22 protein-coding genes are annotated in these 20,093 nt (G+C 63.4%); 15 read left to right on the top strand and 7 right to left on the bottom strand.

The features are described from left to right. Window positions 1-2 precede the first annotated feature (2 nt). A complete protein-coding gene (locus FHW83_RS03060; RefSeq protein ID WP_176644853.1) occupies window positions 3-1,850 on the bottom strand; it encodes an Hsp70 family protein in 1,848 nt (615 codons plus the stop codon). After that, a complete protein-coding gene (locus FHW83_RS03055; RefSeq protein WP_176644852.1) occupies window positions 1,847-2,425 on the bottom strand; it encodes a DUF2760 domain-containing protein in 579 nt (192 codons plus the stop codon). The genes FHW83_RS03060 and FHW83_RS03055 overlap by 4 nt, the downstream gene beginning before the upstream one ends. Window positions 2,426-2,602: 177 nt before the next feature. Between FHW83_RS03055 and FHW83_RS03050 the strand changes: the two genes are divergently transcribed. After that, a complete protein-coding gene (locus FHW83_RS03050; protein ID WP_229223993.1) occupies window positions 2,603-3,727 on the top strand; it encodes a PA0069 family radical SAM protein in 1,125 nt (374 codons plus the stop codon). Here FHW83_RS03050 and FHW83_RS03045 read toward each other — a convergent pair. From FHW83_RS03045 to FHW83_RS03035, 3 genes are all read right to left on the bottom strand, one after another. Continuing rightward, window positions 3,719-4,282 carry a gamma-glutamylcyclotransferase gene (locus FHW83_RS03045; RefSeq protein ID WP_176644850.1) on the bottom strand — a complete coding sequence of 188 codons (564 nt, stop codon included), beginning with the start codon at window positions 4,280-4,282 and terminating at the stop codon, window positions 3,719-3,721. The genes FHW83_RS03050 and FHW83_RS03045 overlap by 9 nt on opposite strands. Window positions 4,283-4,316: 34 nt before the next feature. Beyond that, a complete protein-coding gene (locus FHW83_RS03040) occupies window positions 4,317-4,892 on the bottom strand; it encodes an NAD(P)H-dependent oxidoreductase (protein ID WP_176644849.1) in 576 nt (191 codons plus the stop codon). 101 nt (window positions 4,893-4,993) lie between these two features. Further along, entirely contained in the window at window positions 4,994-5,908 is a 915-nt protein-coding gene (locus FHW83_RS03035) for a LysR family transcriptional regulator (protein WP_176644848.1), read from the bottom strand. Between the two features lie 86 nt (window positions 5,909-5,994). Between FHW83_RS03035 and FHW83_RS03030 the strand changes: the two genes are divergently transcribed. Together FHW83_RS03030 and maiA are read left to right on the top strand one after the other, a co-directional pair. Further along, on the top strand, window positions 5,995-7,017 hold the full coding sequence (locus tag FHW83_RS03030) for a fumarylacetoacetate hydrolase family protein (protein ID WP_176644847.1): 1,023 nt from the start codon (window positions 5,995-5,997) through the stop codon (window positions 7,015-7,017). Further along, a complete protein-coding gene (gene maiA / locus FHW83_RS03025; RefSeq protein WP_176644846.1) occupies window positions 7,017-7,661 on the top strand; it encodes a maleylacetoacetate isomerase in 645 nt (214 codons plus the stop codon). The genes FHW83_RS03030 and maiA overlap by 1 nt, the downstream gene beginning before the upstream one ends. Window positions 7,662-7,755: 94 nt before the next feature. Here the strand turns inward: maiA and FHW83_RS03020 are convergent, their stop codons facing one another. Then, entirely contained in the window at window positions 7,756-8,754 is a 999-nt protein-coding gene (locus tag FHW83_RS03020; protein ID WP_176644845.1) for a S41 family peptidase, read from the bottom strand. 51 nt (window positions 8,755-8,805) lie between these two features. Between FHW83_RS03020 and FHW83_RS03015 the strand changes: the two genes are divergently transcribed. From FHW83_RS03015 to FHW83_RS02960, 12 genes are all read left to right on the top strand, one after another. Beyond that, entirely contained in the window at window positions 8,806-9,600 is a 795-nt protein-coding gene (locus tag FHW83_RS03015) for a uracil-DNA glycosylase (protein ID WP_176644844.1), read from the top strand. 86 nt (window positions 9,601-9,686) lie between these two features. Next, window positions 9,687-10,166, top strand: coding sequence for a Fe-S cluster assembly transcriptional regulator IscR (gene iscR, locus FHW83_RS03010; protein WP_155467688.1), 480 nt, complete (start codon window positions 9,687-9,689; stop codon window positions 10,164-10,166). Window positions 10,167-10,185: 19 nt separating this feature from the next. Further along, complete coding sequence (locus FHW83_RS03005; RefSeq protein ID WP_176644843.1) at window positions 10,186-11,442, top strand: IscS subfamily cysteine desulfurase; 1,257 nt, start codon at window positions 10,186-10,188, stop codon at window positions 11,440-11,442. A gap of 26 nt (window positions 11,443-11,468) precedes the next feature. Beyond that, entirely contained in the window at window positions 11,469-11,855 is a 387-nt protein-coding gene (iscU, locus tag FHW83_RS03000; protein ID WP_176644842.1) for a Fe-S cluster assembly scaffold IscU, read from the top strand. 76 nt (window positions 11,856-11,931) lie between these two features. Further along, entirely contained in the window at window positions 11,932-12,255 is a 324-nt protein-coding gene (iscA, locus tag FHW83_RS02995; RefSeq protein WP_155467696.1) for an iron-sulfur cluster assembly protein IscA, read from the top strand. Window positions 12,256-12,261: 6 nt separating this feature from the next. Next, window positions 12,262-12,777: a Fe-S protein assembly co-chaperone HscB gene (gene hscB / locus FHW83_RS02990; protein WP_176644841.1), complete on the top strand. Its 516-nt coding sequence runs from the start codon at window positions 12,262-12,264 to the stop codon at window positions 12,775-12,777. A 108-nt stretch (window positions 12,778-12,885) separates the two neighbouring features. Beyond that, window positions 12,886-14,766: a Fe-S protein assembly chaperone HscA gene (gene hscA / locus FHW83_RS02985; RefSeq protein WP_176644840.1), complete on the top strand. Its 1,881-nt coding sequence runs from the start codon at window positions 12,886-12,888 to the stop codon at window positions 14,764-14,766. 110 nt (window positions 14,767-14,876) lie between these two features. Continuing rightward, the gene (gene fdx / locus FHW83_RS02980; RefSeq protein WP_155467712.1) at window positions 14,877-15,218 is read left to right on the top strand and encodes an ISC system 2Fe-2S type ferredoxin; all 342 of its coding nucleotides are present in this window, start codon (window positions 14,877-14,879) and stop codon (window positions 15,216-15,218) included. Window position 15,219: 1 nt separating this feature from the next. Continuing rightward, window positions 15,220-15,414: a Fe-S cluster assembly protein IscX gene (gene iscX, locus FHW83_RS02975; protein ID WP_176644839.1), complete on the top strand. Its 195-nt coding sequence runs from the start codon at window positions 15,220-15,222 to the stop codon at window positions 15,412-15,414. Further along, window positions 15,401-16,282 (top strand): SAM-dependent methyltransferase, encoded by an 882-nt coding sequence (locus FHW83_RS02970; RefSeq protein ID WP_176644838.1) that lies wholly within the window; start codon window positions 15,401-15,403, stop codon window positions 16,280-16,282. Before iscX ends, FHW83_RS02970 begins: the two co-directional genes overlap by 14 nt. After that, on the top strand, window positions 16,279-17,289 hold the full coding sequence (gene ltaE / locus FHW83_RS02965; protein WP_176644837.1) for a low-specificity L-threonine aldolase: 1,011 nt from the start codon (window positions 16,279-16,281) through the stop codon (window positions 17,287-17,289). Before FHW83_RS02970 ends, ltaE begins: the two co-directional genes overlap by 4 nt. Continuing rightward, window positions 17,282-17,962 (top strand): RNA pseudouridine synthase, encoded by a 681-nt coding sequence (locus tag FHW83_RS02960; protein WP_229223992.1) that lies wholly within the window; start codon window positions 17,282-17,284, stop codon window positions 17,960-17,962. Before ltaE ends, FHW83_RS02960 begins: the two co-directional genes overlap by 8 nt. Here FHW83_RS02960 and FHW83_RS02955 read toward each other — a convergent pair whose 3' ends face one another. Then, window positions 17,963-20,083 (bottom strand): prolyl oligopeptidase family serine peptidase, encoded by a 2,121-nt coding sequence (locus tag FHW83_RS02955; RefSeq protein WP_176644835.1) that lies wholly within the window; start codon window positions 20,081-20,083, stop codon window positions 17,963-17,965. It abuts the gene before it with no gap. Window positions 20,084-20,093: the final 10 nt, after the last annotated feature.

Here is a 20,093-nt window from a genome sequence, read left to right as displayed (position 1 = left end):
GCTCAGGCGGCGGAACGAACGTCAAACTCCACCTTCCAGCGCCGGCCGTCGTTGGCCACGGCGGCCAGTTCCAGCGTTCCGGATTCGGTCGCCATCGCGTGCAGGCGCACCTGCACCACGTCGCCCGCCTGACGGCCTTCCGGCGACAGGGTGGCCTGAATCTCGTTCATCTCGATCAGCTCATCCGGACCCCAGAAGTCCAGCAGGTCGCCAATCTGATCCTGGCGGCGCACCGACGAACCGAAGAAGCGGAACTGCACTGGCTCGCCCACCACCAGGCCGAACTCCTGATTCGGTAGCTCGATCTCGCTGCCTTCCTCCATGCCGAACGGCGCCACGCACAGCGCTTGAATTGGCGGTTCCATGCCGGGAATCGCCGGCATGGCCGACTCGATCGCCACGTAGTACGAACGCGCCGTGCCGCCGCGAATGCGCACGCCGCTGCCGCGACGCACGTAGCTGTAGTACGCCGCGCCGCGCGCCACCGCCAGATCCAGATCGGCGCCGCCCAGCATACGCGCAGGTTCCGCGCCTTCCAGGTATAGCCAATCGTTGAGGGTGCCCATGATGCGCTGTGCCAGCAGGTCCGACTTGAACACGCCGCCGTTGAACAGCACCGCCGTCGGATGGAGGAAAGTCGCCTCGGCGCCTTGCTTGCCGGCGTAGCCTTCCAGTTCCGCCGTCGCGCCCAGTTGGCGCGCCAGGAACGCGGCCAGATGGCGCGTGATGCCGGCGTCCTGCGCGTACGGCAGGCCAAGCTGCGTCAGGCCGGCGCGCGTGCGCACGGCCGGACGCGCCGATGCTTCCACTTGCGGGAAGAAGCCGTCGAGAATAAAGGTCGACACCTCATCGCGCGTGAGCTCCGTGCGGATCGAACCACCGATCAGCTTCGAGCCACGGCTTGGCACCACGATAGGCCAGGTGGCCACGGTGGCATCGGCCAGCAGCTTTTCCTTGGCGGTGCGGCAGCCGTAGGTCAGCGCGCGCATCTGCCACGCGTCCAGCTGCGTGCCGTTGGCGGCCAGCTTGCGCGCCACCAGATGCGCCAGCGCCAGGTCCATATTGTCGCCGCCGAGCAGAATGTGATCGCCCACCGCGATGCGATGCGGTTCCAGCACGCCGTCGCGTTCCAGCACGGCGATCAGCGAGAAGTCGCTGGTGCCGCCGCCCACGTCCACCACCAGGATGATGTCGCCCGGCTTGACCTCCTTGCGCCAACGGCCTTCGCTGCCCTGGATCCAGCTGTACAAAGCCGCCTGCGGTTCCTCCAACAGCGTGAGGTTGGTGTAGCCGGCGGCGCGTGCCGCGTCGGCGGTCAGTTCGCGCGCGCCCGGATCGAAGGAGGCGGGGATCGTCACCGTCACCGCCTGTTCGCCGAACGGCGCGTCAGGGTGCGCCTGCTCCCACGCCTTGCGCAGGTGGGTCAGGTAGCGGGTGGAGGCTTCCAGCGGCGACACGCGCGACACTTCTTCCGGCGCGTCGCTCGGCAGCAGCGCGGAACGGCGATCCACGCCCGGATGGCTCAACCAGCTCTTGGCGCTGGACACCAGGCGGATCGGCGTGGTGGCGCCACGGCTGCGCGCCATCTCGCCGGCCACGCCTGCCAGTTCTTGCGCGCTTTGCTGCCACGGCAGGTTGTTCTCGCCGGGCGCCAGTTCGTCGGCGTGCGGCAGGTAGAGGAAGGATGGCAGCAGCGGCAGTTCTTCCACCGTGCCCGGCGCGGTCAGCTGCGGAATGGCCAGCACGCCGTGCTGGGTTTTCTCGCCGTCGCTGGTTTGCAGGTTCACATACGACAGCGCGCTGTGCGTGGTGCCAAGGTCGATGCCGATGGCGTAACGAGGATCGCTCACAGTTCCACCTCCGCCGGCGCGAGGATGGAGGCGTCGTGCGCTTCCGCCAGTTTCGGCAGGCGCACCTCGGCCGAACGCCAGCCGCGATGGCTCAGCGTGCCCTTGAATGGCGCCTTGCCGACCACGTTGCCGGTCAGGCGCACGGCGGCGGCGTCAAAGCCTTCCGGCAGCTCGATGCGGCTGCCTTCGGCCTCGCCGCGCACGGGCTGGATGGTGAAGTGTTCCTTCAGCACCTTGGCGCAGCCTTCGTGCACCACGCGCGCGGCGGCGCCGATGTCGGCGTCGGAATAGGCGGACAGGTTTTCCTGGGTGAAGTCGATCAGGCGCGCTTCGCGCTGGAACAGGGACAGCAGTTGCAGGGCGGCGTCCGGGGTGGCGACGCGCAAGGTCACCGGCGCCGGTGCGGGTGCTGGCGCCGGGGCGGGCGCGACCGGCGCGGCGGCCGGTTGCGGCGCGTCGTCGATGCGGGTCAGGCGGGCCGCGTAGTCGGCGTCGGACAGGGCGCGGAAGAAAGCACCGATCGCGATCGAAATCCGGCTGAAGAAAGACGGCAAAGGTTGGCTCGAATTGGTCATGTATTTACTCACTGTGTAAGGTTGCCGAACGCTGCGCCGGGCGCGCGTTGCGGCGAAGCCCGGCATGATACTTGATATTTCTCTTGATATGGCGGTTTGGAGCGCCTAGAATACTGTATGTATATACAGTATTTGGATCCCGTCATGTCCCATGATGAAAACAATCAAGAGCAGGTAATGCTGCCGCCACCTTCGCTCAAGGCACAAAAAGGGCGCGGCGCGGTGTCGAACATGCAGGGCCGTTACGAACTGAACACCCGCGAAGCCTACGACGACGGCTGGGAGCGGGAAGAAGAGGAGGCCAAACCATGGAAAACACAGGTCACGGAAGAAATTTGCCGCTCCATCCTCAGCCGCAATGCCTCGCCGGATATCCCCTTCAGTGTATCGCTGAATCCTTATCGCGGCTGCGAGCACGGTTGCATTTATTGTTTTGCGCGGCCTACGCACAGCTATCTGGGGCTGTCGCCGGGCATGGAATTCGAGAGCAAGATTTTCGCCAAGGTCAACGCGCCGGAAATGCTGCGCAAGGAACTGGCCAAGCCGGGGTACGAGCCGGAATCGATCGCGCTGGGCGTGAACACGGACGCCTACCAGCCCTGCGAGCGCCAGCTCAAGCTGACCCGCCGCGTGCTGGAGGTGCTGCACGAATGCCAGCACCCGGTGGGGTTGATCACCAAGTCCTCGCTGATCGAGCGCGATATCGACCTGCTGGCGCCGATGGCGGCCAAGCGGCAAGCCGGCGTGGCCATCACGCTGACCACGCTCGACCCGGCCATCGCGCGCACGCTGGAGCCGCGCGCGGCGGCCCCGGCGCGCCGCCTGCGCACCATCCGCACGCTGACCGATGCCGGCATCCCGGTGGCGGTCAGCATCGCGCCCATCATTCCCTTCATCACCGAGCCGGATATCGAACGGATACTGGAGGCGGTCAAGGAAGCCGGCGCGGTGAGCGCGCACTACACCGTGCTGCGCCTGCCGTGGGAAGTGGCGCCGCTGTTCAAGGAGTGGCTGCAGGCCCATTTCCCCGAGCGGGCGCAGCGGGTGATGAACCGCGTGCGCGAAATGCGCGGCGGCAAGGACTACGTCAGCAATTTCGACACGCGCATGAAGGGCGAGGGCGTGTGGGCGGAGCTGATACGCCAGCGCGTGAAGATCGCCAGCGAGCGGCTGGGCCTGACGGGACATGGCAGCCGCTTCCTTGGCATGGATGCGTCGCAGTTCACCCGCCCGCTGGTGGTGCCGCCCCTGGGCGCGCGCGCCCAGGCGGCGGCCGAGGCGGGACAGATGGATTTATTTTAGCGCCGCGAGGTGACGCTCGATGTCGAACACATGCTGGTCGTGCCGGCCCAGCTCGCGCAGGGCCGTGGCCAGGTGGTTGAGGTAGTCGCTGTTCGGCCCGCTCGGCCCGGATGAACGGGCGATGTGGGCGGCGATCTCCTGCTCGGAGGCGGCGCCGAGGAAGGCGGTGTTGTCGGGCGTGGCGATGTAGACCACGCCCTCGGCCTGCTCGCCGTCCTCAAACGCGATGGGAATGGCCAGCCGCAGGTAGCCGTTCTTTTCGCGATGGTCGAGGTGGGCGAAGACTTCCGGCGTGATCAGGTAGGCCATGCCGTGGCAGACCGCGCCGGCCTCTTCGATGAGCGTGACCACGCGGCCCGGCGCTTCCGGCGTGCCGCGATGGTCGTGCGAACCTTGCCAGAAACGCCGCGTCCAGCCGTTGATGCTGGCCGGGCGGCGCCGCAGGTAGGGGAAGTCCGCCTTGTAGATCAAGGAGCCGTAGCCGAACAGCCAAACGCTGTGGTGGCCGTCAAACTTGTCCATCAGTTGATTGATGGCGATGGTGTTCGCAGTCATGATGCTGCATTATAAAACAGCGATAGCGCTATCATCAGGCGGCGCGCTTGAACTCCAGCACTTGTTGCAGATCCGCCAGTTGACGCACCATGTCGAGGTGCTGGATGCCCAGGTGGCGGAACGCGGCCCTGAGCTGGCTTTCGTGATGGTGCATCAACTCCTCCGCCGGTTCCAGGCCCAGCATGCCGCAGCCGGCGGTGACCAGCACCACGTGCACATCGTTACGGCGCGGGCCGAGGGCGATGGCGGTGGCGGCGCGCAATTCCAGCAGCCGGTCCATCCACGCCTTGAGCGTCGACGGCACGGAGAAGTTGTGCATGGGCGCGCCCAGCACCACCACGTCGGCCTCGTCGAATTCCTGCAGCAGCGAGACGCTTTGCAGGGCTTCGGCGCGCAGTTCGGCGTTCATGGGAATATCGGCGTCCCAGCGCTGGCTGATGACTTGCAGCAAAGGGCCGCTGGCGTGGGACAGGGGCGAGGCCGCCAGATCGCGGTAGAGGACGGTCGCCTGTTCATGGGCCGCCGTCAGCGCCGCCGTGGCGGCGGACGTCATCTGGCGCGAAGTCGAATGGTCGCCCAGGGCGCAGGAATCGATGTGCAAAATATTCATCAATAAAGGATACACAATACGAAACCGCTTCCACAATAGATTTGTGGCAATAAATTTTTCTAATTTGAAATAAATTGTAAGGCTGTTGATGATTTTGCCTCTCAGGCGGCCGGCAAATTCCATTCGTGGGCGGCGATAAACTCGTGCATAAAAGCAACAAAACTCTCGGCCGCCGGCGACAGGGCGCGCACGCCGCGGGTGTAAATGAAGAAGCGGCGCGTCAGGGCCGGCGCCGCCAGCGGGCGCATTTTCAGGCCGTACAGCTGCACCATTTTCTCGGCGTACGGCAGGCAGACGGTGACGCCCTGGCCGGCGTGCACCATGGCCAGCGCGGTGGTCATGAAGGTGACTTCGTTATGCGGGCTGAGCGATAGTTCGCGGAAGGATACGTGCACGTCGCGCAGCAGGCGCTCGGTGAACTGCCCCTGCAGCGAGATGAAGGGGTAGCGGTTGACGTCGCTCCAGGTGACGCGCTTGCGCTGTTCCAGCGCGTGTCCTCGCGGGTAGACCACCACGAACGCCATCTCGAACAGCGGCTGGGCTTCGATCTCGGCGGTGGCGTCGCGCTCCGGGCCGATGCCGAAGTCGGCCTCGCCGCTGAACACGCGCGCCGATACCTGTTCCACCGGGCAGTCGGTCAGCCTTATCTGCACCTCCGGATGGCGCGCGCGGTAGGCGGCGATCGCTTCCGGCAGCAGGGTGCAAGAGAGCATTTGCGGCGCGGCCACCCGCACCGAGCCCTGCTTGAGCGCCTTGCGGCTGGCGATGTCGGCCATGGCACGGTCGAGGTCCTGCAGCATCTTGTCGAACAATGGATACAGTTCGCGTCCCAGTTCGGAAAGCTGGGTCTTGCGCGTGGTACGCTCGACCACGCGCACGCCCAGCATCTGCTCCAGTTCCTTGATCTGGCCGCTCAACGCCGATTGCGTCACGTTCAGGTGGTCGGCGGCCAGCGTGAAGCTGCCGGTCTTGGCCAGCGCCACCAGGGCGCGCATTTGCCGCAAGCTGGGATTCATGAGGAATTCTGATAAATGCAGTGAAAAATACGATTTGTATGATATCTGAAACTGTCATCTAATGCCGGGATTGAATTGGAGACACGATGAAGCTTGCCACCCTTAAAGACGGTAGCCGCGACGGCCGCCTGGTTGTCGTCAGCCGCGACCTCAAGCACTACCAGCACGTACCGAAAATCTCAGCCACCCTGCAGCATGCGCTGGACAACTGGGAACTGGTCGCGCCGCGACTGGAGGATGTCTACGCCGCGGTGAACAGCGGCGACGCGGTCGACGCCAAGCCGTTCGACCAGCAATACTGCCACTCGCCGCTGCCGCGCGCCTATCAGTGGGCGGATGGTTCGGCCTACATCAACCACGTCGAACTGGTGCGCAAGGCGCGCAACGCCGAGGTGCCGGCCTCGTTCTACACGGATCCGCTGATGTACCAGGGCGGCTCGGACAGCTTCGTCGGCCCGCGCGACCCGATCTACGCGCTGAGCGAAGACTGGGGCATCGACCTGGAAGCCGAAGTGGCCGTCATCACTGGTGATGTGCCGATGGGCGCCACGCCGCAGGACGCCGCCAAGGCCATCCGCCTGGTCATGCTGGTCAACGACGTCTCGCTGCGCAACCTGATTCCCAACGAACTGGCCAAAGGCTTCGGCTTCTTCCAGTCCAAGCCGGCCAGCGCGTTTTCGCCGGTGGCGGTCACGCCCGATGAGCTGGGCGCGGACTGGGCCGACAGCAAGCTGCACCTGCCGCTGCTGGTGGAGCTGAACAAGCAGCCATTCGGCAAGCCGAACGCGGGCGAAGACATGACCTTCAGCTTCGCCCAACTGGTGGCGCACGCGGCCAGCACGCGCGAACTGGGCGCGGGCACCATCATCGGTTCCGGCACCGTATCGAACAAGCAGGGCGGCCTGCACGGATCGAGCATCGCCAACGGCGGCGTGGGCTATTGCTGCCTGGCCGAGGTGCGCATGTACGAAACCATCGAGACCGGCAAGCCGCAGACATCTTTCCTCAAGTTTGGCGACAGCGTGCGCATCGAGATGAACGACAAGCACGGCAACAGCATCTTCGGCGCCATCGACCAGGTCGTCGCGCACTACAAGGAGCGCCGTTGATGAAGCTCTATACCTATTTCCGCAGTTCCGCCGCCTATCGCGTGCGCATCGCGCTCAACCTCAAGGGCATCGCCTACGACGCCGTGCCGGTGCACCTGCTGCGCAACGGCGGTGAGCAGCTGGGCGACGCCTACCGCGCCGTCAATCCTTCCATGCTGGTGCCGGCGCTGGAAGTGGATGGTGATGTGCTGGGCCAGTCGCTGGCCATCATTGAATATCTGGAGGAGACGCATCCGCAGACGCCGCTGCTGCCGCCAGACGCCGTCAGCCGCGCTCGCGTGCGCGCCTTGGCGCTGAGCATCGCGGCGGACTCGCATCCGATTGGCAATCTGCGCGTGTTGAAGTACCTGACCGGGCAGGTTGGCGTGACGGAAGAGGTGAAGCTGGGCTGGCAACAGCACTGGCTGCGCAGCGGCCTGGCCACGCTGGAATCGTTGCTGGCCAACGATCCGCGCACCGGCCGTTATTGCCATGGCGATACGCCGACGCTGGCCGATTGCTGTCTGGTGCCGCAGGTGTTCAACGCCCAGCGCTTCAACGTCGACACGACGCCGTATCCGACGGTGATGCGGATTCACGCGGCCTGCGCCGAACTGCCGGCCTTCCAGCAGGCGCACCCTTCGCGGCAGCCAGACACCGAGTAGTGCCGTCATTCCGGCGAAGGCCGGAATCCATAGAAGGCATGCACTAACACGGCCCACATATTCCATGGATTCCGGCCTGCGCCGGAATGACGTGCTAACGCCTGAGGGCGGCCTGGGCCAGCGCCAGTGCGCGGTCCAGCGCTTGATCCGGGACCACCATCTGATCAGGCCGCACGCCAGTGCCTTCCCAGTTGGCGCGGGTCACCACATTGCTGGCGCGCGAGATCGCCACCGAGGTCTGCAACTGACGCGACACGCGCTGCTTTGCGCCCACGCGCGCATCGCCCGCCGTTGGCGAACCCACCACCACCGCGCGCTTCACATATTGCTGCAAATCGTAGGCGAACGCCTCGGCCGCGCCGCCAGTGCGGTCGTTCACCAGCAGATACAGCGGCTTCTTGCCGCCGAAACGCTTGCCGGCCACATCGGCGCTGGTCCAGTACTCCGCCACCACACGGCCTTCGCGGTCGAGCTGGTCGTGCAGATGGATTTGCTTGTCCTTGAAAAAGTAGCTGCGCTTGTCTTCCAGCAGATAGCTGGAAAGCAGGGCGGCCATGGCCTGGCCGTCGCCGTTGGCGTCGCGCAGGTCGATAATCAGGGCCGCGCAATCGCCGGCTTGCGACATGAAGCGGCCGGCCGCCTCCACGGCGGCGCGGTCCAGCGGCCCCAGGCGGCTGATCTGCAAATAACCGATGTTCTCGCCCAGCGTTTCAAACTTGCGCAGGCCGAAGTTGTCGGCTGATTGCACCGGCGGCTGCGGGCGTTGACGGTCGTCGGCCAGATCGTAGGGCACGTATTCCAGATAGGTATGGCGGTCGGGCGCGATGGCGGCCACGTCGCGCGTCACACGCGCGGCCAGCGCGCGCGCCGTCGTTTGCTGGTCGTACTCGCCGCGCGCCAGGCGCTGGCGGATATCGTCGGCGGCCGCCTTGGCGCGCACCGGGTCCACATGCAGCTCGGTCAGACGCCGCGCATACTCGTTGACCACATGGGCGCGCGCCGGCGCGTCCAACGCCTCGTCCAGCGTCAGCTTCTGCGCGCCGGCCGCGATGGCAGTGGCCGCAATCGCGGCGGCAGCGATCCAGCGTTTCAAATCTTTCCCCATAAGTTACAATCTTACCTTTCCCCGAAAGCTTTTTCTTCAATGACCATCCCGACCACCATTCTGGAGGCGCTCGAGCGCGCCGATGTTTCCTGGCGCCCGCTGTTGCTGAAGGGATTGGAAGCCATGATGGCGGCCACGCCGGACTACCTGCCGCAACTGGCCCAGGACCAATACCTGCCCACCGAACAGCGCCTGTTTGCCGCGTTCGCACTGCCGCTCAATAAGGTGAAGTATGTACTAGTGGGGGAGGGACCATATCCGCGAGCAGAAAGCGCAACCGGCGTCTGCTTTATGGATGGGGCGGTCGGCAGCCTGTGGTCGGACGAGGTGGGCGGCGGCTTGTCCAAGCCGGTCAACAAGGCCACCTCGCTGCGCAACTTCATGAAGATGCTGCTGGTGGCCGATGGCCAGCTCCAGCTGGAGAACACCGCCGGCGAGGCCATGGCGGCGGTCTCCGCCCAGGCCCGTAGCGGCGCCGGCAGCCACATCCTGACCCTGGCCGACATGCAGCACAAGCTCACCGAGCAGGGCTTCCTGCTGCTGAACGCTTCCCTGGTGTTCCGCAGCCACGTTGCCCCGGCCAAAGACGCCAAGGCGTGGCTGCCGTTCTTCGAAACGGTGATGGCCGGCCTGGCCGCGCAAGCCGCCGTGGTGCCAACCATGGTTCTGTGGGGAAAAATCGCTGAACTGCTGAGCAAGTTGCCAGTGATGAAAGATTTCCCGCAAATCAAGGCGGAACACCCTTATAACATTAGCTTTATTAGTAATAAGGATATGCACAAGCTGTTCCAGCCCATGCAGTTGCTGAAGGGGCCGGCCAGCAAGCTTTATTAAAGTTTGGTATACTTGACTAATTCGATCAACTAATCGGGCTTTGCGATTAGCGAAGAGGTCGATATTTTAACCCAACCGAGGTAGTGATGCGTCTGACCACCAAAGGCCGTTTTGCTGTGACTGCGATGATTGATTTGGCGTTGCGCCAAGGCAAAGGTCCGGTCACGCTGTCCGGCATCAGCCAGCGTCAGGCGATTTCGCTGTCTTACCTGGAGCAGCTGTTTGGCAAGCTGCGCCGCCACGAGATCGTTGAATCGATCCGCGGCCCGGGTGGTGGCTACAGTCTGGCGCGCCGCGCCGACAAGGTCACCGTGGCCGACATCATCATCGCCGTGGATGAGCCGCTGGACGCGACCCAGTGCGGCGGCAAGGAAAATTGCCATGGCGCGGACGCGGCCAGCGGCGCGCGTTGCATGACCCACGAGTTGTGGGCCACGCTGAATGAAAAAATGGTTGATTACCTGGATTCCGTCTCGCTGCAGGATCTGGTCGATCAACAAAAGCAGAAGAACGCTGAGCAAAACGTGGTGGTCATGCCTCGCAACGGCAACCACGCCGCGCTGTAAGCCCTAACGGAGTAACCAGATGAACGCCCCAGAAAAAAACATCGCTGACGTGAAATTCCAGACCGCGCCGCACTTCCCGATCTACATGGACTACTCGGCCACCACGCCGATCGATCCGCGCGTCGCCGATGCGATGATTCCTTACCTGCGCGAGCAGTTCGGCAATCCGGCCTCGCGCAGCCACATGTATGGCTGGACCGCGGAAAAGGCGGTGGAAGAGGCGCGCGGCCACGTCGCGGCGCTGGTCAACGCCGACCCGCGCGAAATCATCTGGACCTCGGGCGCGACCGAATCGAACAACCTGGCCATCAAGGGCGCGGCGCAGTTCTACAAGACCAAGGGCAAGCACATCATCACCGTCAAGACCGAGCACAAGGCCGTGCTGGACACCGTGCGTGAGCTGGAGCGCCAGGGTTTTGAAGCGACCTACCTGGAACCGCAGGACAACGGCCTGATCACCATCGAACAGCTGACCGCCGCCATCCGTCCTGACACCATCCTGATCTCGGTCATGCTGGTGAATAACGAGATCGGCGTGATCCAGCCGATCGATCAGATCGGTGAACTGTGCCGCTCGAAAGGCATCATCTTCCACTGCGACGCCGCCCAGGCGACCGGCAAGGTGGCGATCGACCTGCAGAAGACCAAGGTCGACCTGATGACCTTCACCGCGCACAAAACCTACGGCCCGAAAGGCGTGGGCGCGCTGTACGTGTGCCGCAAGCCACGCGTGCGTATCGAAGCGCAAATGCACGGCGGCGGCCACGAGCGCGGCCTGCGTTCGGGCACGCTGCCGACCCACCAGATCGTCGGCATGGGCGAGGCCTTCCGTCTGGCGAAGGTCGAGATGGACACCGAAATCGCCCGCATCAAGGCGCTGCGCGACCGTCTGGCCAAAGGCCTGCAAGAGATCGAAGAAACCTACATCAACGGCGACATGGAACACCGCGTGCCGCACAACCTGAACGTCAGCTTCAACTACGTTGAGGGCGAGTCGCTGATCATGGCCGTGAAGGACCTGGCCGTGTCGTCGGGCTCCGCTTGTACTTCGGCCTCGCTGGAACCATCTTATGTGCTGCGCGCCCTGGGCCGCAGCGATGAACTGGCGCACAGCTCGATCCGTTTCACCATCGGCCGTTTCACCACCGAAGCCGATATCGACTTCGCGATTGAACTGATGAAGTCCAAGGTCAACAAACTGCGTGAACTGTCGCCGCTGTGGGATATGTTCAAAGAAGGCATCGATATCAATTCGATCCAATGGGCAGCCCACTAAATTATTGAAGATACAGGAGCATCAAAATGGCTTACTCGGATAAAGTTCTGGACCACTACGAAAACCCACGCAACGTCGGCGCGTTTGAAAAAGGCGACGACAGCGTCGGTACCGGCATGGTCGGCGCGCCAGCTTGCGGCGACGTAATGAAGCTGCAAATCAAGGTGGGCGCGGATGGCGTGATCGAAGACGCCAAATTCAAAACCTACGGCTGCGGTTCGGCCATCGCATCGAGCTCGCTGGTGACCGAATGGGTCAAGGGCAAAACCCTGGATCAGGCGCTGGCCATCAAGAACACCCAGATCGCGGAAGAACTGGCGCTGCCGCCGGTGAAGATCCACTGTTCGATCCTGGCGGAAGACGCCATCAAGGCGGCAGTTCAGGACTACCAGAACAAACACGCAGCAGCATAATCGTCATTCCCGCGCAGGCGGGAATCCATGCTGACTATGGGTTCCCGCCTACGCGGGAACGACAACGGAGAAACAAATGGCAATCACCCTGACCGAAAAAGCAGCGAAACACATCAACCGCTACATCGAGCGCCGCGGCAAGGGCATCGGCTTGCGTTTTGGCGTGCGCACCACCGGCTGCTCGGGCATGGCCTACAAGCTGGAATACGTGGACGAAGTGACCGCTGAAGACAGCGTGTTCGAATCGCACGGCGTGAAAGTGTTCGTCGATCCGAAAAGCCTGCCGTACATCGACGGCACGGAACTGGACTTCGCGCGCGAAGGCCTGAACGAAGGTTTTAAGTTCAACAACCCGAACGAGAAAGACGCTTGCGGTTGCGGTGAAAGCTTCCGCGTCTGACACGTCATGCAGAATCACTTTGAACTATTCAACCTGCCCAAGCAGTTTGCCGTAGACGCGGCGGCGCTCGACAGCGCCTACCGCGACGTGCAAAGCCGCGTCCATCCCGACAAATTCGTCAGCGCCACCGACGCCGAAAAGCGCGTCGCCATGCAGTGGGCCACGCGCGCCAACGAAGCCTACCAGACCCTGAAAAACCCGCAAAAGCGCGCGCAGTACCTGTGCGAGCTGAATGGCGTCGATTTGCAGACCGAGTCGAACACGGCGATGCCGATGGCTTTCCTGATGCAGCAGATGGAGTGGCGCGAAGAGCTGGGCGATGCCCGCGCCGCCAAGGACAGCGACGCGCTGGAAGCGCTGGACGACCAGTTGCGCAAGGCGCGCAAGCAGCAGCTGGCGCAAATCGAACAGCAGATCGACGCGGGTGATTTCCAGTCCGCCGCCCAAGGCGTGCGCGCGCTGATGTTCCTCGAAAAATTCGGCGAAGAAGTCCGCTTCGCCTTTGAAGCAATCGAAGCATAAAAATCGGGGTCAGGTCCTCCATTTCTACACGGCCCCAGCCGTAGCAAGCGCTACGGCTGGGGCCGTGTAGAAATGGAGGACCTGACCCCGGATTAAAGGTATTAATAAATGGCACTTCTGCAAATTTCCGAACCCGGCATGTCGACCGCACCTCACCAGCACCGGCTGGCGGTGGGGATCGATCTGGGCACCACCAATTCGCTGGTGGCGACTGTGCGCAACAGCATTCCAGAAGTGCTGAACGATGAGGATGGCCGCGCGTTGCTGCCGTCCGTGGTGCGCTACCTGCCCAACGGCCACGCCAATATCGGCTACAAGGCGCAGGCCGCGCAGACCACCGATCCGAAAAACACTATCGTGTCCGTGAAGCGCTTCATGGGCCGCGGCCTGGCGGATATTGCTTACGCCGAGAACCTGCCGTATCAATTCGTTGATGCTCCCGGCATGGTGCAGCTGAAAACCATCGCTGGCGTGAAAAGCCCGGTGGAGGTGTCGGCACAAATTCTGGCCACGCTGCGCCAGCGCGCCGAGGATTCGCTGGGCGACGATCTGGTGGGCGCGGTGATTACCGTGCCGGCTTACTTCGACGACGCGCAGCGCCAGGCCACCAAGGACGCCGCCCAGCTGGCCGGCCTGAACGTGCTGCGCCTGCTGAGCGAGCCGACTGCGGCCGCCATCGCCTATGGCCTCGATAACGGCTCGGAAGGCATTTACGCCGTCTACGATCTGGGCGGCGGCACTTTCGATATCTCGATCCTGAAGTTGAGCAAGGGCGTGTTTGAGGTGCTGTCCACCGGCGGCGATTCCGCGTTGGGCGGCGACGATTTCGATCACCGCCTGTTCTGCTACATCCATCAGGAAGAAAAACTGGCGCCGCTGTCCGACGAAGACACCGCGCTGCTGATGGTGAAGGCGCGCGAAGCGAAAGAACTGCTGTCGACCAAATCCGAAGTGATCGTGGACGCGGCGCTGAAATCGGGTGAGCAGGTCCACCTGACCATCACCGCCGAGAAGTTCCAGCAGATCACCAGCCACCTGATCGAAAAGACCATGAAGGCCATCAAGAAGGCGCTGCGCGACGCCAATGTCGATGCGGACGATGTCGATGGCGTGGTCATGGTCGGCGGCGCGACCCGCATGCCGCACGTGCATCGCGCGGTCAGTGAGTTCTTCCACACCACGCCGCACGCCAACATCGATCCGGACAAGGTGGTGGCGCTGGGCGCGGCCATCCAGGCCAATCTGCTGGCCGGCAACCGCGCGCCGGGCGACGACTGGCTGCTGCTGGACGTGATCCCGCTGTCGCTGGGTATCGAAACCATGGGCGGTCTGGTTGAGAAAATCATCCCGCGTAACTCGACCATCCCTTGCGCCCGCGCGCAGGAGTTCACCACCTTCAAGGACGGCCAGACCGCGCTGGCGGTGCATGTGCTGCAAGGCGAACGTGAACTGGTGGCGGATTGCCGCTCGCTGGCGCGCTTTGAACTGCGCAGCATTCCGCCGATGGCGGCCGGGGCGGCGCGCATCCGCATCACGTATCAGGTGGATGCGGATGGCTTGCTGTCGGTTTCTGCGCGCGAGCTGCGTTCCGGCGTCGAGTCGTCCATCACCGTCAAGCCTTCGTATGGTCTGGGCGATGACGACGTGGCGCGCATGCTGCAGGATTCGCACGCGTCGGCGCAAGTCGACATGCAGGCGCGCGCGCTGCGTGAAGAGCAGGTGGAAGCAGAACGCATCCTGCTGGCCACGCAAGCCGCGCTGGATGAAGACGCCGAACTGCTGTCGGACGAAGAACGCGGCGCCGTCGATGCCCTGATGGCCAGGACGCGCGAAGTCGTCGCCCAGTCGCAGACCGGCGCGGCCGATCATCAGGCGGTGAAGGCGGCGGTCGAGGCGCTGGCCCACGGCACCGAGGAATTCGCATCGCGCCGCATGGACCGCAGCGTGCGCAGCGCGCTGGCCGGCAAGGCGTTGGATCAAGTAGTGTAAGCCGCGTGTCATTCCCGCGTAGGCGGGAATCCATGCTGAGTGTATTGAATCGCCGTCCTATGGATTCCCGCTTTCGCGGGAATGACGGGGGCAAACAAAAGAGTTTAAACATGCCACAAATCGTTTTCCTCCCCCACGCCAAGCTGTGCCCGGACGGCGCCGTCGTCGAAGCCCCAGCCGGCAAAACCCTGTGCGACGTCATGCTGGACAATGACATCCACATCGAGCACGCGTGCGAGAAGTCCTGCGCCTGCACCACCTGCCACGTGCTGGTGCGCGAAGGCTTCAATTCGCTGAACGAAGCCAGCGAAACCGAAGAGGACCTGCTGGACAAGGCCTGGGGCCTGGAAGCCGTGTCGCGCCTGTCGTGCCAGGCCGTGGTGGCGGACGAAGACCTGGTTATCGAAATTCCGAAGTACACCATCAATCACGCAAGCGAAGGCGGGCACTGATATGAAGTGGACTGACATCACCGCGATTGCGGAAGCGCTGTACGACAAGTATCCGGGCGTCGATCCGGCCACTATCCGCTTCACCGATCTGCACAACAAGATCATCGAGCTCGAAGAGTTCGACGACGATAAGTCGCGCGGTGGTGAAAAGGTCCTCGAAGCAGTTCAGCAGGCGTGGATCGATGAAGCAAAATAAACAGCCCAAGATCGGCGCGACCGTCACCAGCGCCGACAACATGCCGGAAATCCGCGAAGGGCAGACCGTGGCGCTACTGCAGGAGCTGCACATCCTCACGCGCGACGGCAAGATGAACCAAGATAGCCGCCGCAAGCTGAAACAGGTCTATCACCTGTACCAGTTCATCGAGCCGCTGCTGAAGGAAGTGCTGGAGTCCAAGGACAATGTCACGCTGGTCGATCACGGCGCCGGCAAGTCCTACCTCGGCTTCATCATCTACGACCTGTTCTTCAAAGCCCTGCAAAACTCGCACATCTACGGCATCGAGACGCGTGAGGAACTGGTGGCGCGTTCGCAGGAACTGGCGCAAAAGTTCAACTTCCCTGGCATGTCCTTCCTGCCGCTGTCGGTGGCCGAGTCCACCGAGTCGAAGCTGCTGCCGGAACAGATCGACGTTGTCACCGCGCTCCACGCCTGCAATACGGCCACCGATGACGCCATCCAGTTTGCGTTGAAGAAGAAGGCAAGGCACATCGTGCTGGTGCCATGCTGCCAGGCCGAAGTGGCTTCGGTCCTGAAGAAAAACAAAGGCCAGTCGCTGGGGAAATCCGCGCTGACCGAAATCTGGCGCCATCCAATTCACACGCGTGAATTCGGCAGCCAGATCACCAACGTGCTGCGTTGCCTGCAATTGGAAGCGCACGGCTACAGCGTCACCGTCACCGAGCTGGTAGGCTGGGAGCATTCGATGAAGAATGAGCTCATCATCGCGACCTACAAGAACCTGCCGCGCAAGCGTCCGGCCGAGCGCTTGAAAGAGGTACTGGAAACCGTGGGCCTGCAAGAGATGAGCACCCGCTTCTACGCTGAAGAAGAGGTGGCATGATGGAATGGCTCGACCTGCGCAGCGACACTGTCACGCGCCCCAGCGCGGCCATGCGCGCCGCCATGAACGCCGCCGATGTGGGCGATGACGTCTACGGCGACGACCCGACCGTCAACCGCCTGCAGGAATATGCGGCCGATTTGTTCGGCTTCGAAGATGCGGTGTTCGCGCCCTCCGGCACGCAAAGCAATCTGCTCGCGCTGCTGGCCCATTGCGGCCGTGGCGACGAATATCTGGTTGGCCAGGAGGCGCACACCTATCGCTACGAGGGTGGCGGCGCCGCAGTGCTGGGCAGTATCCAGCCGCAGCCCATCGTCAATCAGCCCGACGGCAGCATTGCGCTGGCGGACATCGAGTCCTATATCAAGCCGGACGATTTTCACTTCGCCCGCACCAGGCTGCTGGCGCTGGAGAACACCATCAACGGCCGCGTGCTGCCGCAGGAATACGTGCAGCAGGCGACTACGCTGGCGCACGATCGCGGCCTGTCCACGCACCTGGACGGGGCGCGCGTTTGCAATGCCGCCGTCAAGCTGGGCGTCAGCCCCCGCGACATCACGCGCGGCTTCGACTCGGTGTCCGTCTGCCTGTCGAAAGGACTTGGCGCACCGGTTGGTTCGGTCCTGCTGGGCACCAAGCCATTCATCAAGGAGGCCAAGCGCTGGCGCAAGATGCTGGGTGGCGGCATGCGACAGGCTGGCATCATCGCGGCCGGCGGCTTGTATGCGCTGGAGCACAATATCCCACGCCTGCAGGAAGACCACGACAACGCCGCCTACTTCGCCGGCGAACTGGCAAAGATGAAGGGCCTCAAGGTCAGCGCGCCGCAGACCAACATCTTCTATGTCGACATTCCGCAGTTCGTCCTGAAGGGGCTGGAAGATGTGCTGGAGCTGACGCGCATCCGACTGTCGCTGTCGCAACGCACGCGCATCGTCACGCACATGGACGCCTCGCGTGAAGACATCGACCGCGCCATCACCGTGTTTGGAGACTTCTTTGGATAACGACGATAACACCGTGCGCCTGAACAAGCGCGTGGCCGAGGAACGTGGCTGCTCGCGCCGCGAGGCGGAACTGTACATCGAGGGTGGCTTCGTCAGCGTCGATGGCGAAATCGTCGAAGAGGTGGGCGCGCGCGTGACGCCGGAACAGCAAGTCACCATCGCCCAAGACGCCACGCTGCTGGAGATCACGCCAGTCACCATCCTGCTGCACAAGCCTGCCGGCGCCGCGCAGCCGCTGCACCTGCTGAAAGCCGACACCCTCACGCGCACCGTGCCGGGCAAGCGCTTCCTCAAGCGTCACATCACGGGGCAGGAACAGATGGTGCCGCTGGACGCCAAGGCCAGTGGCCTGGTGGTATTCACGCAGGACTTCCGCGTCAACCGCAAGTTGAGCGAGGACGCGCTGGAGCAGGAAATCATCGTCGAAGTCTCGGGCGACATTATCGAAGGCGGCTTGCAGCAGCTGAATCAGATCAACGGCAAAGTGAGCTGGCAGAACGAAACGCGTCTGCGCTTCGCCATGAAAAACGCCAAGCTCGGATTGATCGAAAAGTTGTGCAAGGAAGTCGGCCTGAAAGTGATTAGCATGAAGCGCATCCGCGTCGGCCGCATCTCGATGAGCAGCCTGCCGGTAGGCGAGTGGCGCTACCTGCAGGACTACGAGAAGTTCTGACTACTTTCCAACCTGCGACAGGATGAAGGCGTAAGTATCCGCCGTCTCCGCATCCTGTTGCGCGCGCGTCGAGCCCATGCCGTGGCCGGCGTCGAAATCCACCCGCAACAACACAGGCTTGCCGCTGGCCGTCGCCGCTTGCAGGCGTGCCGCCATCTTCGCCGGATGGAAGGGCGCCACGCGCGGATCGGTCACGCCGGTGGTCAGCAGCACCGCCGGATACTTCGCGCCATCCACCACCTGCTGGTAGCTGTCGATGCTCTTCAAGGCCTTGAAGCCGGCGGGATCGGCGATCGCACCCCATTCAGGTTCTTCTCCATAGCCGTTCTGCTCCGCCACATAGCGCAGCGGGTTATGCCAGCCCACGCCCGATACCACGGCCGCAAACAGGTCCGGACGCTCCTCCAGCGCGCGGCCCATGGTGATGCCGCCGGCGGAACGTCCGCCTATCGCCTGATACGCCGGCGAGGTGTAGCCCTTGGCCTGCATATCCTCGCACACGGCGATCAGGTCGCGCCAGGTGTTCGGTTTGTTTTCCAGCTGGCCGGCGCGATGCCACTCGCGGCCAAACTCGCCGCCGCCACGCACGTTGGCATAGCCGACGATGCCGCCTTGATCAAGGAAGGCCAGCTTGCGCGAGCCAAACTCCGGGGTATAGGCGGAGGCGCCATAGCTGCCATAGGCCGAGATGAAGGCCGGGTTTTTTCCATCCAGCTTCAGGCCTTTCTTGTAAATCAGGCTGTAAGGAATTTGCGTGCCGTCCTTGGCCACGGCGTAGCGGCGCTCGGTAGTGTAGGCGCTGAGATCCAGCGCCGGCTTGGGCGTGATGCCGGTGTCGGCCACTTTGCCGGCATTGTCAATCGACCAGATACCGGTTGGCTGCAGCCAGCCGGACAGGATGCTCAGCGCGCCCGGCACGCTGGCGTCGGTGGCGAGGGCGATCAGCGTACCGTCGAAGGGCAGGGCAATGTCCACCAGTTTGCCGTCGGCGCCGAGGCGTTGCAGCTTGCTCACGCCGCCGTCCATCGAGCGCAGATACAGGCCATCCTTGGCGCGCGTCACGCCTTGCAGTACCAGTGACGATTCCGGCACCACTTCTTTGGCGCTCGCCAGTGATGGCGCCTTGGCCGAGGTTTTCAACAACCGGCCGCGCGAATGGTCCTTGGTCGATAGCAGGTACAGATCGTCGCCGTGCAGATTGAAATCGGTGACCTCGTCGGCAAAGTCGCTGACTTGCCGCCAGTTGGCTTTGCCTTTCAAGACATCCTTCAGTGGCGCGGTGTACAGGCGGAACTCCTTGCGCACGTCGGACAGCATCAGGTAGGCGTGGTCCGAGTGCGGGGCGACACCGATGTACGGGGACTGGATGTTGGCGTACTGGATGGCGGCGTCGAGGCCGCGCTTCATCAGCACCGGATCCTGGGCGGGATTGGTGCCCAGCTTGTGGAAGCGCGCTTGCGCATCAAGGTAGCGGTCCGGAGTGTTGACCTTGCCGGTCAGCTGGTTGTAGAAGAAGCCCGAGCTATCGGCCAGCCAGCTGGGATTGGCGGCTTGCGTGTCGGCGATGCGCTCTTTCAGCACCGCGCCGGTGCGTACGTCCATGATGTGCAGGACCGAGTCTTCGCTGCCGTCTTTCGACAGGCCGTACACCAGCTTGCTGCCGTCCGGCGAGGCGCGCCACCAGTCCAGCGAGACGTGGCCGCTCTCGGTATCGAGCCTGGTCGGATCGACCAGCACACGGTCCTTGCCGCCTTCGCGCACGAACAGCTTGAAGTTGTTGGAGCCGGCGGGCCGCTGCTGGTAAAACACGCGCGCCCCGGCCCTCTGCACATCCTCCGGCGCGGCGATGTCGCCGGACAGTTGCTGGATGCGCTTCAGCAGCTCATCGCGCTTGGGCAGCGTGTCCAGGATCGCGCGCGCGTGGGCGTTTTGCTGTTTGAGGAAGGGCAGCCAGTCCGGATCCTTGTCGTTCTCCATCCAGCGGTAGCGGTCGGTGATGGTTTCGCCGAAATAGGTGTCGGTGACGGCTTCGACACGGGCGACGGGAGCGGGTGGGATGTCGGCGGCGGCGGCCGCGCTGGCGGCGAACATCAGCAGCGCGCCATAGATGGCAGGTTTCATTTTCGGGTCT

The organism is Duganella sp. SG902 (assembly GCF_013376005.1).
GTDB lineage: Bacteria > Pseudomonadota > Gammaproteobacteria > Burkholderiales > Burkholderiaceae_D > Rugamonas.
The sequence above is the reverse complement of the archived record's forward strand: the minus strand, read 5'-3'. Positions and strand labels throughout refer to the sequence as shown.